This is a genomic window from Nocardia noduli (assembly GCF_019038455.1).
GTDB lineage: Bacteria > Actinomycetota > Actinomycetes > Mycobacteriales > Mycobacteriaceae > Nocardia > Nocardia noduli.
Genome location: NZ_JAFMPL010000056.1, coordinates 1 through 16463 on the forward strand (window position 1 = coordinate 1; position 16463 = coordinate 16463).

The 16463-nt window shown below is 66.5% G+C and carries 13 protein-coding genes, 2 tRNA genes and 1 pseudogene; 7 read left to right on the top strand and 9 right to left on the bottom strand.

Translation table 11 applies throughout. The annotated features are described in order from the left end of the window. Both JZ792_RS25120 and JZ792_RS25125 read right to left on the bottom strand, forming a co-directional pair. A pseudogene (locus JZ792_RS25120) lies at positions 1–232 on the bottom strand (transglycosylase SLT domain-containing protein); the annotation flags it as partial. A gap of 855 nt (positions 233–1087) precedes the next feature. Next, a tRNA-Lys gene (locus JZ792_RS25125) sits at positions 1088–1160 on the bottom strand. Positions 1161–1469: 309 nt separating this feature from the next. Here JZ792_RS25125 and JZ792_RS25130 point away from each other — a divergent pair. Further along, entirely contained in the window at positions 1470–2687 is a 1218-nt protein-coding gene (locus tag JZ792_RS25130; protein WP_216914034.1) for a L,D-transpeptidase, read from the top strand. An 87-nt stretch (positions 2688–2774) separates the two neighbouring features. Here the strand turns inward: JZ792_RS25130 and JZ792_RS25135 are convergent, their stop codons facing one another. The 3 genes from JZ792_RS25135 to orn all read right to left on the bottom strand — a co-directional run bounded on the left by JZ792_RS25135 (position 2775) and on the right by orn (position 4093). Then, complete coding sequence (locus JZ792_RS25135) at positions 2775–3059, bottom strand: hypothetical protein (RefSeq protein ID WP_216914036.1); 285 nt, start codon at positions 3057–3059, stop codon at positions 2775–2777. 258 nt (positions 3060–3317) lie between these two features. After that, a tRNA-His gene (locus tag JZ792_RS25140) sits at positions 3318–3390 on the bottom strand. A gap of 55 nt (positions 3391–3445) precedes the next feature. Then, on the bottom strand, positions 3446–4093 hold the full coding sequence (gene orn, locus JZ792_RS25145; protein WP_216914038.1) for an oligoribonuclease: 648 nt from the start codon (positions 4091–4093) through the stop codon (positions 3446–3448). Between the two features lie 189 nt (positions 4094–4282). On the opposite strand from orn, the gene JZ792_RS25150 reads away from it, so the two are divergent. Beyond that, positions 4283–6106, top strand: coding sequence for a helicase HerA-like domain-containing protein (locus tag JZ792_RS25150; protein ID WP_216914040.1), 1824 nt, complete (start codon positions 4283–4285; stop codon positions 6104–6106). A 90-nt stretch (positions 6107–6196) separates the two neighbouring features. Beyond that, positions 6197–7849: a S8 family peptidase gene (locus tag JZ792_RS25155; RefSeq protein WP_216914042.1), complete on the top strand. Its 1653-nt coding sequence runs from the start codon at positions 6197–6199 to the stop codon at positions 7847–7849. A gap of 36 nt (positions 7850–7885) precedes the next feature. On the opposite strand, the gene cmrA is transcribed toward JZ792_RS25155, so the two are convergent. The 3 genes from cmrA to JZ792_RS25170 form a co-directional block, all read right to left on the bottom strand. Further along, entirely contained in the window at positions 7886–8689 is an 804-nt protein-coding gene (cmrA, locus tag JZ792_RS25160) for a mycolate reductase (RefSeq protein WP_109523926.1), read from the bottom strand. A 73-nt stretch (positions 8690–8762) separates the two neighbouring features. Then, positions 8763–10793 carry an NADPH-dependent 2,4-dienoyl-CoA reductase gene (locus JZ792_RS25165; RefSeq protein WP_216914044.1) on the bottom strand — a complete coding sequence of 677 codons (2031 nt, stop codon included), beginning with the start codon at positions 10791–10793 and terminating at the stop codon, positions 8763–8765. 15 nt (positions 10794–10808) lie between these two features. Beyond that, entirely contained in the window at positions 10809–11366 is a 558-nt protein-coding gene (locus JZ792_RS25170; RefSeq protein WP_216914045.1) for a PadR family transcriptional regulator, read from the bottom strand. Positions 11367–11477: 111 nt separating this feature from the next. On the opposite strand from JZ792_RS25170, the gene JZ792_RS25175 reads away from it, so the two are divergent. Beyond that, positions 11478–12824: an MFS transporter gene (locus JZ792_RS25175; protein WP_216914048.1), complete on the top strand. Its 1347-nt coding sequence runs from the start codon at positions 11478–11480 to the stop codon at positions 12822–12824. A gap of 157 nt (positions 12825–12981) precedes the next feature. Here the strand turns inward: JZ792_RS25175 and JZ792_RS25180 are convergent, their stop codons facing one another. Further along, on the bottom strand, positions 12982–13602 hold the full coding sequence (locus JZ792_RS25180) for a TetR family transcriptional regulator (RefSeq protein WP_254190316.1): 621 nt from the start codon (positions 13600–13602) through the stop codon (positions 12982–12984). Between the two features lie 171 nt (positions 13603–13773). On the opposite strand from JZ792_RS25180, the gene JZ792_RS25185 reads away from it, so the two are divergent. Genes JZ792_RS25185 through JZ792_RS42195 form a run of 3 tightly spaced genes read left to right on the top strand, consistent with a single transcriptional unit; the run spans position 13774 to position 16453 of the window. Continuing rightward, positions 13774–14886, top strand: coding sequence for a ferredoxin reductase (locus JZ792_RS25185; RefSeq protein WP_216914052.1), 1113 nt, complete (start codon positions 13774–13776; stop codon positions 14884–14886). Positions 14887–14911: 25 nt separating this feature from the next. Further along, complete coding sequence (locus JZ792_RS25190; protein ID WP_216914053.1) at positions 14912–16096, top strand: fatty acid desaturase family protein; 1185 nt, start codon at positions 14912–14914, stop codon at positions 16094–16096. Then, complete coding sequence (locus JZ792_RS42195) at positions 16097–16453, top strand: hypothetical protein (RefSeq protein ID WP_254190317.1); 357 nt, start codon at positions 16097–16099, stop codon at positions 16451–16453. The last annotated feature ends 10 nt before the right edge of the window (positions 16454–16463 follow it).

Below are 16463 nucleotides of genomic sequence, written 5' to 3' on the forward strand. Positions count from 1 at the left end.
CCACCGCGGCGGCGTCCTGGGCGATGACCTGTCCGGCCGGAGCCGGCGCGGCAGCGGCAGCGGCGGGCTGCTCGTCCGCGACGATGGCAATGCGAGTGGCGACGTTGTCATCGGCCACCGAGACCGCCGACGAGGCCGCGACGGCCACGATGCCTGCCGCGGCGACGGCGAAGGTGAAGCCTTCGCGAAGCGTGGTGCGGCGGATGCGAGAGAAGCGTCTATCAACAGGCATTACGAGGTATTCCTTCTTCGGGGACAGGACCGATTCGGACGCCATGAGGCAGTGCGAATCCAGGGCGAGCGCCGTACCGATCGCTCACCGTTAGAGCTGGTGTGCTGTTATGGGATTTGGTTGTGGGGACGATGCGTCCCCGGGCCGGGCGCCGATCTCGTCTCGGCATCGGTGCGCTGTGCGCGGTCCCGGCCCGCGCTGATGCGCATGGCTTCACACTGGAAGGTGAAGCGCGAGGCTGAAGTTCGTGAGCCGTGGATCGGACTCTGCGGTCGTTTCCGAATGCTGATAACGAAATCTCGGTCGAACCGAACTCCAGGTCGTTTGTGACCTGATTGCAGAATGGTCACGAGACATGAACGCAAGGTAAACGGAAAGTGAATCAGAGGTGCTGGCGATCTTGGAAAGCCCAGGTTGACGCCGAAACCATGCTCATATGCTGGGGGTTTGCCCCTAAACGTCATGTGCTGTAGGTCACAGAACTTTTTGTCGAGTAAGCCAGGAATTTGCCCGTTCCGAGCCTGTCTCGTGTCTCAACCGTGATCGGCGAGGTGTGAAGGTCACGGTGCGGTGACGTGAGGACCCGCCCTGGGGTTGCCGCCGAGCGGTCGGTGACGTCATCGTGATCTGCGCGATACTTTCGCTCGCGGAGAATCGGGGGAGTCGTGCCCTACACGGGCGGAACGAACCCGGACGTGCCGGTCGGTTCGTGTGGTAGATCACAGATTCGGAACGCTGGCCGCGCTCTCGGGAGGGATCGGAGGGAGTCGCCGTAAGCTACAGATCCCGCTATCGTTCGATCGCCCCGCGGTTCTCTTCATCAGCGAAATCGCTGGTAGAGGGAAGAATTAATTGTGCGCCATCAGGGACTCGAACCCCGAACCCGCTGATTAAGAGTCAGCTGCTCTGCCAATTGAGCTAATGGCGCCTGCCCCGTGTTCCGGTGCGGGACAAACATTAACAGGCGGAGGTGGCAGAAGTGAAATCGCCAGTTGAGCGGGGGGATGTCGTGTCGCCGGGCGGTGTTAACACCGAGGGCCCCGCGACATATCAATCCGGTGGACCCGGTCGCGGCGCGGCGATCTTCACATTGGAAGGGTCCCGTCGGGCTGGCACAATAGCTGGACGTGGTCTCGACCGATCCCGCCCGCGCGGTGAGTTGAGCGCAGCAATCGGTTTGGATCCGAAGCCATCGGCGTGCTCTACAGGGGCGCCGGGACTTGAAACGGGGTTGGATATGAGCATTGGTCGAGGTCGACATCGTTGGTCGATGCGGAAGCTAGCTGGACCGGTTGCCGTCCTCGCGGTGCTCGCACTGGGGGCTTCGGCGTGCGCGTCGTCGTCGGGCAGCACCGGTGGCGTGGTCGCGATCGATCGCAATCCGATCACCGAGTTGATCAAGCCGAAGCTGATGTCTCCGGTCAAGGACGGCGATGTCGGTGTCTCGCCGGGCGTCCCGATGACGTTCAAGGTCGACGACGGTCAGTTCACCGACGTGAAGTTGTTCAACGCGCAGAACGATCCGGTCAGCGGCAGGCTCGCCGCCGACGGTCGCAGCTGGGAGACGACCGAGGTCCTCGGCTACGGCAAGTCCTACACGTTGACCGCCAACGCGGTCGGTCTCGGCGGTGGCAACACGACCGCGCTGCGCTTCACCACCAGTTCGCCGAACAACCAGACCCATCCCTACCTGCTCCCGGGCGAGGGCGAGATCGTCGGCATCGGCCAGCCGGTCGCGGTGCAGTTCGACGAGAACATCCCGGACCGCAAGGCGGCCCAGGACGCCATCAAGATCACCACCGAGCCGCCCGTCGAGGGCGCGTTCTACTGGGTGAACAATCGCGAGGTGCGGTGGCGGCCCGAGCATTTCTGGGCGCCGGGCACCAAGGTCACCATCGACGTCAACGTCTACGGCAGGGATCTCGGCAACGGCCTGTTCGGCCAGGACAATCTGCATTCGTTCTTCACCGTCGGCGACGCGATGGTGTTCACCGCCGACGACAACACCAAGCAGGTGGTGGTGGAACAGAACGGTCAGGTGATCCGCACCATGGACACGTCCATGGGTAAGGACAGCACGCCGACCGACAACGGTGTCTACATCGTGGCCGACAAGCACGAGAAGATCATCATGGATTCCTCGACCTACGGTGTGGCGGTGAATTCGCCGGACGGGTACAAGACGCCGGTGGACTTCGCGACCAGGCTCTCCTACAGCGGCATCTTCTTCCATTCGGCCCCGTGGTCGGTGGGCGCGCAGGGCAATTCCAATACCAGCCACGGCTGCCTCAACCTCAGCCCCACCGACGCGCAGTGGGTGTTCCAGACCGCCAAGCGCGGTGACATCACCATCGTCAAGAACACCCGCGGCGGCACGCTGTCGGGAACCGACGGTCTCGGTGACTGGAATATCCCGTGGGCGGAGTGGAGAGCGGGTAACGCCGACATCCGCTGATCCGCCTCGGACGGCGAAAAGGCTCCCCGCGCACCGCGGGGAGCCTTTTCCGTCTCTGGACCCGGGGGTATGTCCCGGGGGTGTGAATCAGGGGATATTGGGGCCCGCGGTGCCGGGGCAGGTCAGATTGGCGTTGATGGCGCTGCCGATCGCGGCGCACAGCAACGGACCCCCGAAGAGCAGGGATTCCAATCCTGTCGCCGACCCGGAATTGCCGGATCCGGTGGTGGTGGCTCCACCGGCGGATCCACTGGACGATCCGGTGGTCGCCGTACCCGAACCGGTACCGGCGGTGGAGGAAACGGCCGCCGTGGCGGTGGTGCCGGTGAGCAGGGAGGCCCCGACGAAGGCTGCGATAACCGCGGAACGCATCACGAACTGTTGTCTTTCTGGTCGACCGGTGTCCGATGCCTGCGCCTCGGTGAGGGAAGTCTACGGACCTCGAGGGGATATGTATCACGATCAGGAGGGTTTGCGTTTCACATCATAGTTTCGCAGGGGCACTACGGTGTTCGCGGACAAATGGTTCGACCGGACCGGCATGTGTGCCCGGTCGGACAGCCGGTGACGGCCCGGTCGGAAACGAGGGAGGGCCCGGTCGGGATTCGCATCTCGACCGGGCCCTCTCGGGGTGAGTGACGGGACTCGAACCCGCGACAGCCAGGATCACAACCTGGTGCTCTACCAACTGAACTACACTCACCATCGCCGATGAATCATCGGCGCGCTCGATACTAGCGTGTCACCCCCGCTAGTCCCTAATCGGCGTCCGGCGAGCCGTTGTGCTGCGGCGATCCGGCGGCGGGCCCGCCGCTCAGCTCGGTCGCGATGGCGGAGATCTCGGTCGTGGAGGGGCCGGGAGGCGTCACGAACGCGGTGCGGCGGTAGTACTGGAGTTCGCGGATGGATTCCTTGATGTCGGCCAGCGCGCGGTGGGTCAGCCCTTTCTCCGGCTGGCCGAAGTAGATGCGCGGATACCAGCGCCTGCACAGTTCCTTGATGGAACTCACGTCGATCATCCGGTAGTGCAGATGACCGTCGAGGGCGGGCATATCCCTGGCGATGAAGCCGCGATCGGTGGAGATCGAATTACCGGCCAGCGGAACGGTTCCCGCGGTCGGCGCGAACTGCTTGACGTAGTCGAGCACCTGCTGTTCGGCCTCGGCGAGGGTGACGGTGGAACGCCGCACCTCTTCGGTGAGCCCGGATCGCGCGTGCATATCGGCGACCACCGCGGGCATGGCGGCCAGCGCCTCGTCGTCGGCGTGGATCACGATATCCACGCCGTCACCGAGAATATTGAGGTCACTGTCGGTCACGAGCGCGGCCACCTCGATCAGCTTGTCGCTGTCGAGGCGAAGCCCCGTCATCTCGCAATCCATCCACACCACTAGTTTGTCGGACACCCGGGCAACCTTACTGTGCCCGATTCGCGCGGCGGCGCAGGTCGGTCCCGCCGTCACCGGGCGGTTATCCCGGCGAACGTGAGCTGCGGCGATAGGCTTTCCCTCGGAGTTCGCCAGCAGAGTTCGACAGATGTTTCGGTGCGACAGCAAACCCGCCACGGCGGGTCGGATCCGGACGGAGAACGTGCCATGGACGTACCGCGGAATGATCCACCCGGCGACGCGGCCGCGGGCGGACCGAGCCCGCAGGAGAAGGCGGCGGCGGCTCGCAAGGCGGCCGAGGAAGCCGCCCGGGTGGCGGCGCGGGCGCAGGCCGCCGCCGAGGCCGCCGAACGTGAACTGATCGAACAGGAGGCCGCCGTCGCCTCGGGGGCCGATGTCGGATTCGGGGCGTCGGGGGCCGCGGCGCGCGCCGAAAGCGCCGCCGAGGCCGCGACGGTGGCGGACCGGCGACAGGTATCGGCCGAGGCCGCCGCCGAAGCCGCCGATCTGTCGGTGGCCCGGGAGATCGCCGCGGGCTACGCGTTCGACGGCGCCGCCCTCGAACTCGGCACCGTCGTGGTCGACGGACAGGTGGATCCCGCTGCGGCGGTGCGTATTCCGCTGCGCACACTGAACAGACACGGACTCGTCGCCGGTGCGACCGGCACCGGCAAGACCAAGACACTCCAGGGCATCGCCGAACAACTCTCGCGCGCGGGTGTTCCCGTCGTGCTCGCCGATATCAAAGGTGATCTGTCCGGGCTGGCGCAGCCGGGCGAGGCGGGCGAGAAGTTCACCGCGCGCGCCGCCGAGACCGGCGCGCGGGATTGGACACCGAGCGGATTCCCGGTCGAGTTCGTCTCGCTCGGCACCGGCGGCATCGGTATCCCGATCCGCGCCACGGTGACCGCGTTCGGGCCGGTGCTGCTCAGTAAAGTGCTCGGGCTCAACGACACCCAGGAATCCACGCTCGGGCTGATCTTCCACTGGGCGGACAAACAGGGACTCGCGCTGCTGGACCTGAAGGATCTGCGCGCCGTCATCACCCATCTCACCAGCCCCGAGGGCAAGGCCGATCTGAAGGGCATCGGCGGGGTGTCGGCGGCGACGGCGGGGGTGATCCTGCGCGCGCTGGTGAATCTGGAGGCCGAGGGCGGTGAGACCTTCTTCGGCGAGCCGGAACTCGATCCGGCCGACCTGCTGCGCACCGAGAACGGCCAAGGCGTCATCACCCTGTTCGAACTGGGCGCCCAGGCGGCGCGGCCGGTGATGTTCTCCACCTTCCTGATGTGGGTGCTCGCCGATCTGTTCCAGACGCTGCCCGAGGTCGGCGACGTCGACGCGCCGAAACTGGTCTTCATCTTCGACGAAGCGCATCTGCTGTTCTCCGATGCCTCCAAGGCATTTCTGGAACAGGTCGAACAGACGGTCAAACTCATCAGGTCCAAGGGGGTGGGCGTTTTCTTCTGCACCCAGTTGCCCACCGATATCCCGAATCCCGTTCTCTCCCAATTGGGTGCGCGCGTCCAGCACGCCCTGCGCGCCTTCACCCCGGATGATCAGAAGGCCCTGTCGAAAACCGTGCGCACCTATCCGAAAACCGGCGCCTACGACCTGGAGAAGGCGCTGACCTCGCTCGGCACCGGTGAGGCGATCGTGACGGTGCTTTCCGAACGCGGCGCGCCGACCCCGGTGGCGTGGACCAGGATCCGGCCACCGCGATCGCTGATGGACACCATCGGTGCGGACGCGATCAGGTCGAGGGCGTTGTCCAGCGCACTGTCGGCGAAATACGGGGCGACCGTGGACCGGGAGTCGGCCTACGAAATCCTCACGGCCAAAATAGAAGCCGCCGCCGCTAACGATCCGCAGGCGCCGCCCCCGCCCGGCCGTCCGGCGGCGGGTGCGGATCAGGATTCGGCCGCCGAGCGCATCATGAAGAACCCCGCGGTGAAGAGTTTCCTGCGTTCGGCCGCGAGTGCGGCGGGCCGCGAGATCAGTCGCAGCCTGTTCGGCACCCGCAAGCGCTGACGCCACCGCGGTGGAACCGGGTACCCGTGCCCCGGACGCGAACCGGCGATAGATTCACGGTGTTCGGACCATGCGACGAAGGGAGTCATGGTGCCTACCGCGAATTTCGGGACGAAGGACGAACCCGGTTTCGAGTTGGAACAGAGTGCGGACCTGATCGTGGTCAGGACGCACAGCGGACCGGGGATACCGCACCGGTCGGGATCGGTGCGTACACCGCTGAGTGCGGAACTCGACGACGCGCGCCTGGTCGTGCGTTATCCGGACGCCGGTGTCGAGGTGTATCGGCTGCCCGCGGACTCGCCGTCGGTCGCGGAACGCAAACGGGTGCTCGACGCGGCCCCGGAGGTGCGTTTCGCCGGACATGTCCTCGTCGATCCCGGTACCGGGGAGCCGGTGCTGTACACCGAGAACATCTTCGTGAAGTTCGTCGACGACGCGGATCCGCGGGGATGCCGCGCCGTCCTGGACGAGGCGGGGCTGCGGATCCGAGAGCAGGTGGGTTACGCGGCGAACGCGTTCTTCGTGGCCGCGCCCGAGGGGACGGGCCAGCGGGTATTCGATATCGCGAATGCCCTGCTCGCCCGCGCGGACGTGCTGTACTGCCATCCCGAACTCATCCGGCGCAGTTCGCGCAAGGCGATCTTTCCCCAGCAGTGGCATCTCCAGGCCGCCGTGATCGGCGGGAAATCGGTCGACGCGCACGCGAATGTAGCCGCGGCCCACGCGGTCACGCGCGGGGCGGGGGTGACGATCGCCGTCGTCGACGACGGAGTCGACATCGATCATCCCGAGTTCGCCGGTGCGGGGAAGGTGGTCGCGCCACGCGATGTCACCACCGGTACCGACGATCCGCGCCCGAAGGACAGCTTCGGCACCGGTCCGGACGCGGGGGACAATCACGGCACCGCCTGCGCCGGGGTCGCCTGCGCGAACGGCACGGTCGGGGCCTCCGGAGTCGCGCCGGAGGCGAAGCTCATGCCGGTCCGCCTCGCCTCGGGGCTGGGTTCACAGGCGGAGGCGAAGGCGTTCCAGTGGGCGGCCGACCACGGGGCCGATGTCATCTCGTGCAGCTGGGGTCCGGCCGACGGCGCGTGGTTCCAGCCGAACGACCCGGTACACAGCCGGGTCGTCGCCCTGCCCGCCAGCACGCGGCTGGCGATGGAACACGCCCTCACCACGGGCCGGGGCGGGCGTGGCTGCGTCATCCTGTTCGCGGCGGGTAACGGCAACGAATCGGTCGACAACGACGGCTACGCGAGTTTCCCGAAGGCGATCGCCGTCGCGGCCTGCAACGACACCGGAAAGCGCAGCGTATACAGCGATTTCGGCAAAGCCGTGTGGTGCGCGTTCCCCAGCAGCGATTTCGGTCACCGGCCGTTCGGCCACCCGGAACCGCTGACCACGGGGATCTGGACCGTCGATCGGCACGGGCGCGACGGTTACAACTCCGGTCGTGTCGCCGACGGAGACGCGACCGGTGATTTCACGAACAGTTTCGGTGGGACATCCAGCGCCTGCCCCGGCGCGGCGGGCGTGGTGGCGCTGATGCTGTCGGTGCAGCCGGATCTCACCTCGGATCGGGTGAAGGATCTGCTCCGCGATTCCTGCGAGAAGATCGATCCGCAGGGTGGGGCCTACGGACCGGACGGGCGCAGCGACAGATACGGATTCGGCAGGCTCGACGCGCTCGCGGCGGTCCGGGTGGCTCAGACGTCGGTGCAGGTGACCCCGGTCGTCTGAGCCGGGAGGCGAGAGGGATGTCGGTCCCGTGCTCGGTCAGTTGCCGAGGCGCTTGTAGAGCGCGCCCGCGATCGGGGCGGACAGCGCGCGCGGAGCGAATTGCCCCGCGACGCTCATCCCCTTGCCGAGCAGTCCCGGGACGACGCGCATCTTGTTGCGCGCCAGGGCGTCCAGCGACAGTTTCGCGGTGTACTCGGCCGAGACCCAGATGAATTCGGGCACCTTGTTGTCGGAGACGAAGGCCTCGGTCTGCTCGGGGTTGTCGGTGCGCACCGGGCCCGGTGCGAGCAAAGTGACGTTGACGCCGCTGCCGCGCAGTTCACCGCGCAGCGATTCGGAGAAACTGTTGGCGAAGGCCTTGCTCGCCGCGTAGGTCGTGTTGTTCGGGATCGGCATGTTCCCGGCCGCCGAGCCGGTGATGAGGATGCCACCACCACCGCGTTCGATCATGCCGGGCAGGACGGCGAGGGTGAGATCGTGCACCGCGACCGCGTTGAGTTCCATCACCGAACGCTCGAACGCCGGATCGAGGTCGGCGACCGCGCCGAAGGTCGCCACACCCGCGTTGTTGCACAGCACGGCGATATCGCGCGCCGCGAGTTCCTCGGCGAGCGGCCCGCGCTGGGCCCGGTCCGAGAGGTCGACCGCGCGCACCTCGGCGGTGATTCCGTGCGCCGAGGTGAGCCGCTGCGCCAGCTTGTCCAGCAGCTCACCTCGCCGGGCGACGAGGATCAGCGAATATCCGCGCGCCGCGAGTTCGGTGGCGAGGGCGGTGCCGATACCGGACGACGCGCCGGTGACGACCGCGCGGTTCTCGGAAGAGGGGGAAGGCAGGCTCACGCTGCGAGCCTAGGCGATGCCGTCGCGGGCCCGTGCGCAGGCAACGGGACGCCATCGTGGCCGTGTGGTCCCGCTACAAACGTGCCGCCAACCGGGTGCCCTGATCGATCGCGCGTTTGGCGTCGAGTTCGGCCGCCAGGTCCGCGCCGCCGATCAGATGGATGGCGACACCGGCCGCGCGCAGCGGTTCCTCGAGGTCGCGCACCGATTCCTGGCCCGCGCAGACGATCACGTTGTCGACCGGGATGAGCTGCGGGCGTGCGCGTTTCTCACCGAAACTGATGTGCAGTCCGCTGTCGTCGATGCGTTCGTAGTTGACGTCGCCGACGTGCTCGACGCCCTTGGCCTTCAGCGCGGCCCGGTGCACCCAGCCCGACGTCTTACCGAGATCCTTGCCGAACGGGGTCGATTTGCGTTGCAGCAGAACGACTTCGCGCGCGGCGGGGGCGGGTTTGGGGGTGGTGAGCTGGCCGCGGACCTGCTCGTCGTCGGAGGTGACGCCCCATTCCTCTTTCCACTCGTCGAGTTTGAGCGTCGGATGTCCTTCGACGGTGAGGAATTCGCTCACGTCGTATCCGATGCCGCCCGCGCCGATGACCGCGACCCGTGTGCCGACCGGACGGCCGTCGCGCACCAGTTCGGCGTAGGACAGCACCATCGGGTGCTCGATGCCGGGGATATCCGGGATACGCGGTCGCACACCGGTGGCGAGCACGATGTCGTCGTAGCCGCCCGCGAGGAGTTCCTCGGCGCTGACCCGTTTCCCGAGGTGGACGTGCACGCCGGTGATCTCGAGCATCCGTTGGTAGTACCGGATCGACTCGGAGAATTCCTCCTTGCCGGGGATGCGGCGGGCGATATCGAATTGGCCGCCGATCTTGTCGTCGGCTTCGAAGAGGTCGACCCGATGACCCCGTTCGGCGAGGTTGACCGCCGCCGAGAGTCCGGCCGGTCCCGCGCCGACGACGGCGACGCGTTTGGTGCGCCGGGTGGGCAGCAGGACGAGTTCGGTTTCGTGTCCGGCGCGCGGATTGAGCAGGCAGGAGACGGTCTTGCGGCCGAACGCGTGATCCAGGCAGGCCTGGTTGCAGGCGATGCAGGTGTTGATCTCGTCGACGCGGTCGCCCGCCGCCTTGTTCGCCCATTCCGGGTCGGTGAGCAACGGTCGGGCCATGGACACGAGTTGGGCGTCACCCCTGGTCAGGATCTCCTCGGCGACTTCGGGCATATTGATGCGGTTGGAGGCGCAGACCGGGATGTTCACCCGCTGGGCGATCTTGGCCGTGAACTCCACGAAGGCCGCGCGCGGCACCGAGGTCACGATCGTCGGCACCCTGGCCTCGTGCCAGCCGATATCGGTGTTGAGGATATTCGCGCCCGCGGCTTCGAGTTCCTGGGCGAGGGCGACGATCTCCTCGAATGTCTGGCCGTTCTCCACCAATTCCGCCATGGACAGCCGGAACACGATGATGAATTCCGGGCCGACCGCCGCGCGGGTCCTGCGCACGATCTCCACAGCGAGGCGACGTCGATTCTCCGGCGACCCGCCCCACTTGTCGGTGCGTTTGTTGGTGCGCGGGGCGAGGAACTGGTTGATGAAATAGCCTTCACCGCCCATGATCTCGCAGCCGTCGTATCCGGCGAATTTCGCCAGCGCGGCGCAGCGCGCGTAATCGTCGATGGTTCGCTCGACGCCTCGGCTCGAGAGCGCGCGCGGCCGCAGCGGATTGATCGGCGCCTTGATCGAGGACGCCGACACGCTGCCCGGCATATACGAGTAGCGGCCCGCGTGCAGGATCTGGATGGCGATCTTGCCGCCCGCGTCGTGCACGGCCCGGGTGATCCTGCGATGCCGGTAGGCCTCGTTCCTGCTGGTCAGCTTCGCGGCGAAGGGCAGCAGCCAGCCGGTGCGATTGGGCGCGTAACCACCGGTGATGATGAGTCCGACACCGCCTTTCGCGCGTTCGGCGAAATAGGCCGCCAATTTGCCGGTATCCCAGGCGCGGTCCTCCAGGCCGGTATGCATCGACCCCATCACCACGCGATTGCGCAGCGTGGTGAAGCCGAGGTCGAGCGGTTCGAACAGGTGGGGGAAGGAGGTCATCTCACTCTTTCTCCGTCACTCCGGGTGCGGGGCTGACGCACTCGGTCGTAGGGCTTGCAGGACTTCGTCGCACCATTCGACGAATCCGGATTCCACGCGAATCCCACCGCGCAGGACCAGGTATTGGTGCAGGGTGGTGCCGGTGAGCTGTTCCGGCGCGGGAAAGTCGTTCTTCTCGATGCGCAGATACACCTCGAGTCGCTGGGCGTGCTGGTCGCGGTGCCGGTTGACCTCGGTGCGCAGAGCGGCGATATCGCCGTGGGCGGCGGCACGGATCTTCACCCCGAGTTCGCTGCGCGGCAGATCGGTATCGGTGGGTTCGGCGATCCAGCGCGACAATTCGGCGCGGCCCTCCTCGTTCACCGAATACACCTTCTTGTCGGGTTTGCCCTCCTGGGCCACCGTCACACCGTCGAGCCAGCCGGATTCCTCCATGCGCTTGAGGACGCGATAGATCTGCTGGTGGGTGGCGTTCCAGAAGAAGCCGATCGATTTGTCGAAGCGCCGCGCCAACTCGTAACCCGAGCCGGCGCGCTCGGTCAGCGATACCAGCAACGCGTGCTCGAGGGCCATGTCGGACAGGATAGCCGTAACACTCGGTACTATGCAATTAGGTGCATAGCGCGACATGGTCCTCGGTTGTTGCCGCCGTACGGGGCCCCGATCCCCGTTAGGCTGCGCGACATGACCGAGGTGAACGCCGAGGCGACCATTGGGCAGGCCGCCGGGCGCGGGCAGATCGTGGCGTGGGGGCTGTGGGATTGGGGATCGTCCGCCTTCCAGGCGGTCATCCTGACCTTCGTCTTCTCGGTCTATCTCACCGACACGGTGGGCGACGATCTGCCCGGCGGGATCAGCGCCAGCTCGTGGCTCGGCTGGGCGATCGCCATCGCGGGCGTCATCGTCGCGCTCACCGCACCGATCAGCGGCCAGTATTTCGACGCCGCCGCGCGCCGCAAACGCGCGCTCGCCGTGCTCACCGCGCTGACGATCCTGTCGATGACCGGGCTGTTCTTCGTGCACGACGACTACAACGACCTGTGGCTCGGCCTGGTACTGCTCGCCTTCGGCTCCACGGTGTTCGAACTGGCCGGTGTGCCGTACAACGCCATGCTGCGCCAGGTCTCCACCCCGGCCACCGTCGGCCGGGTCTCCGGATTCGGCTGGGCCATGGGCTATTTCGGCGGCATCTTCCTGCTGCTGATCTGCTACTTCGGATTCATCTCCGGCGACGGCGACAACCGGGGACTGCTCGGGATGCCCACCGACGACGGATTGAATATCCGCCTCGTCGCGATCCTCGCGGCGGTCTGGTTCGCCGTGTTCGCCCTGCCCGTACTGCTCTCGGTCCCCGAGATACCGCATACGACAGCCGATCCCGGTGCGGACAAGGCCGGATTGTTCGGCTCCTACCGGGTGCTGTGGCGGGATCTGCGCGAACTGTGGTCCGTGGACCGGCGCACGGTCGGCTTCCTGCTGGCCAGCGCGGTCTTCCGGGACGGTTTGGCGGGCGTCTTCACCTTCGGTGCGGTACTGGCCGTGCGGGTGTACGGCATCGCGGACGCCGATGTGCTGCTGTTCGGCATCGCCGCCAATGTGGTCGCCGCGATCGGCGCGCTGGTCGCGGGCCGTTTCGACGATCGGGTCGGACCCAAGGTGGTGATCGTGGTCTCGTTGGCGTCGATGCTGGTCTGGGGGACCGTGCTGCTCGTCGTCTCGGGCCCGGTGCTGTTCTGGGTCTTCGGCCTGCTGCTCACGGTCTCGGTCGGTCCCGCGCAGGCCTCGGCCCGCTCCTTCCTCGCCAGAATCGCGCCGCCGGGACGTGAGGGACAGCTGTTCGGTCTCTACACCACGACCGGTCGCGCCGCCTCGTTTCTCGCGCCCGCGCTGTTCGGCCTCTTCGTCTGGATCTTCGACGCCGACCGGGCGGGCATCATCGGACTACTGATCGTCCTCGCGGTCGGACTGGTTGTCCTGCTCCCGGTACGCGGACCGGACCGCCTCGCAGACTCGGAGTCCCGGCCCGCCTGACCTCGTCGGTTCTACGCGCAAGCGGCATACCCGCATCCAGTCGTGGCGCGCGGCCGCGTGATTTCCGGCTGCGATGGGAATCGGACGCGCGATCGTGGAACGGTCGGCGCGCTCGCCGACGGTACCCGCCGCACGGCTCCCGGGAAACGCCGGCCCGCTACCGCGGTTTGGGCGGTGACCAGGCTCCCATGCCGAGGGAGATCAGGCGGACCTGCTGGACGGTCCGGTCGATGATGTGCTGGGCCTCGCGCGAGGACGCGGAGATATAGGCGGCGATGCCGTCTGTCACCGTGGAGACCAGCAGGTCGGCGGCGATCTCCAGATCGCGCGGACTCCACTCGTCCAGCGCGCGCACGCGCGAGAGGTCCGCGACGAGTTCGCGCACGATCAACTGCAATTCCGTGGCGATGGCACGGCGCAGTACCGCGGACCCGCCGTGGCGTTCCCTGGTCAGGAAGCCGAACAGGTCGCGTTTGGGGCCGACCTGATCGAAGACGAACCGCACCGTATCGGTCAGGCCCGCGTCGGAATTGCGGCGTACCTCACGCAGGGCCAGCCGCAACGCGGTCACCCCGTCGTCGACCAGGGTCGCGCCGAGATCTTCCAGTGATTCGAAATGCCGGTAGAAAGCCGTCGGCACGATACCGGCCGACCGGGCGATCTCGCGCAGGCTGAGCGCGGCGAATCCGCGGTCGGAGGCGAGGGCGAGTGTGCCCTCCAGCAGGGCCTGCCGGGTGCGCTCCTTGCGCTCATTTCTGGTCGCTGCCTGCTCAGTCATCACGGTGAGCATACATCCGTTCACCATACGTCCGTTCCTAGGATGTAGTTCGGGTCACACAACTTGCCGGTTGACACCTGACCCCGTTCATCAGTCACACTAGTTGAGTGTACAGGCGTGCACTGAAATTGTGGGAGCACGCCGCAGCCCCCGAGAGGCACGGAGAATCTGATGGTGGATCTCATCGACCTGGTGCAGACCCTGACCACGCCGCACCCGCTCGACCGCTACCTCGAATTGGTCCGTCCGACCCTGACCGCGCGTCAGATGCGGGCCGAGATCACCCACGTGCGCCGCTCGACCCCCGGATCGGTGACGCTCACCCTGCGCCCGACCCGGCATTGGCGCGGCCACACCGCGGGCCAGTTCGTCCGGATCGGCGTGGTGATCGACGGCGTGCGTCACACCAGGTGCTATTCGCCGGTGAATCCCGAGGGCAGGCGCGGGCGCTACATCCAGTTGACCGTCAAGGCGCACCGGGGCGGGCTGGTGTCGCAGTATCTGCATCACAACGCCGCTGTCGGCATGGTGGTCGATCTGGCCCCGGCCGACGGCACGTTCGCGCTGCCCGAATCACGCCCCGACCGGATCCTGCTGATCAGTGGCGGCAGCGGCATCACGCCGGTGCTGTCGATGATGCGGACGCTGGCGGCCGAGGGTTATCAGGGCGAGCTGGTCTTCCTGCACTACGCGAAATCGCCGGTTCTCGTCCCGCATCGCGACGAACTCGACGCGATCGCGCGCTCGCACCGCAACTTCCGCATCGAACTGCGCTATCCGGGCAGGCGCGCCACCGATCCGATCGGCTCGGCGGCCACCGGCGCATGTGTAGAAGTCAGCGGCGGCGGGTATTTCGGCTACGACGAGCTGGTGCGGGTAGCGCCCTGGTTCGCCGACGCGCAGACCTTCGTCTGCGGGCCGAAGCGGCTGATGGACGCGGCGGGCGAGATCTTCGCGGCCGAGCGGGTGTCCGACCGGCTGCACACCGAGGAGTTCACCCTCGCGCTCGCTCCCGTCGACAGTGCGACGGCGCACGGCACGGTGAATTTCTCCGGCAGCGGGGTCAGCGCCGACAACACCGGTGCCAGTCTGCTCGAACAGGCCGAGGGCGCCGGACTCAGCCCGGAGTTCGGCTGCCGGATGGGTATCTGCTTCTCCTGCACGGCGGTTCGCCGCACCGGTTGCACCCGCAACCTGCGGACCGGAGACACCGACAGTGATCCGGATCAGCCCATCCAGCTGTGCATCAACGCCCCCGTGGGCGACGTCGAGATCGACATCTGAGAATCAATCGACAGGGGATTCGAACATGACCATTCTGACCGAAACCAAAGACGGACCGCTGGTCCTGAGCCCCGACCAGGTCGAAGAACTGGGCAAGGCGCTCGACGAACTGCGTGAGCGCGTCGTCGCCGATCTCGGCGAACGCGACCGCGAATACATCTACTCGATCATCAAGGCGCAGCGCGGATTCGAGATCGCGGGCCGCGGCCTGATGTACCTGGGCTTCCTGCCGCCGGTCTGGCTGGCCGCGGTGGCCGCCCTGAGCGTGTCGAAGATCCTGGACAATATGGAGATCGGCCACAACGTCATGCACGGCCAGTACGATTGGATGCGTGAGCCGGACCTGAATTCCCGCGAGTTCGAGTGGGATACGGTCTGCCCGGCCGATCAGTGGAAGCATTCGCACAACTACCTGCATCACACCTTCACCAATATCCACGGCATGGACCGCGACATCGGCTACGGCATTCTGCGCATGGACCAGGCCCAGGAGTGGAATATCGCGCGGCTGGGCAATCCCGTCTACGCGTTCGCGCTGATGATGCTGTTCGAATGGGGCGTGATGGCCCACGACCTCGAGGTCGAGAACATCGTGCGCGGCAATCGGTCGTGGGACCAGGTCAAATCACTGCTGAAGGGCCAGTGGCGCAAGGCCGGACGTCAGGTCCTCAAGGACTACGTCGTCTTCCCCGCGCTGTCGGGTCCGCTGTTCCTGAGCACGCTGGCGGGCAATGTCACCGCGAACCTGGTGCGCAATGTCTGGGCCTACTCGATCATCTTCTGCGGGCACTTCCCCTCGGGCGTACAGACGTTCACCGAGGACGAGACCGCCGAGGAGACCCGGGGCGAGTGGTATGTCCGGCAGATGCTCGGATCGGCCAATATCACCGGCAGCAGGCTGTTCCACATCATGTCCGGCAATCTGTCGCACCAGATCGAGCATCACCTGTTCCCGGATCTGCCCGCGAACCGCTACCCGGAGATCGCGGGGGAGGTGCGCGACCTGTGCGAGAAGTACGGATTGCCGTACAACACCGGTTCGTTCGGCAAGCAGATCGGCTCGGTGTGGTCGAAGATCTTCAAGCTCGCGCTGCCGCCCGCGCTGTTCGAATCCAGAATCGCCGAATTCCTGCCCGCTGCGCTCAGGATGGACCCCTCACCCGGTGTTATCGTGATGCGTCAGCGGAAGGCGACCGAAGTGGGCGTGTAAATGATCGGGAAATTCGAGAGCAACAAGGATTTGATTCAGGAATTGACGTCTTCCGGAGCCCGTCATGTCGGAAATATCGCCGGCATCATCACGGGTACCGTCGCCGAGGTGACCCGGGAGATCGGCGAGTGGATCACCGACGCGATCGAGATGAACGAGGCCGCCGCGGCCGCGCGCAAGGACGCGGAGGCCGACCGCGAGAGCGGGATCGACGCGACCGGTGACGCCTCGATCATCGACGACACCGTCGACGAGGCGCCGAGCACGACCCCGTTCGTGGACGCCGAGATCGTGGAGACCGAACTCGTCGATCCGGAACCGGAACCCGTGCGGCCCGACACCGACGACCGCCGATAGTCCAGCCGTA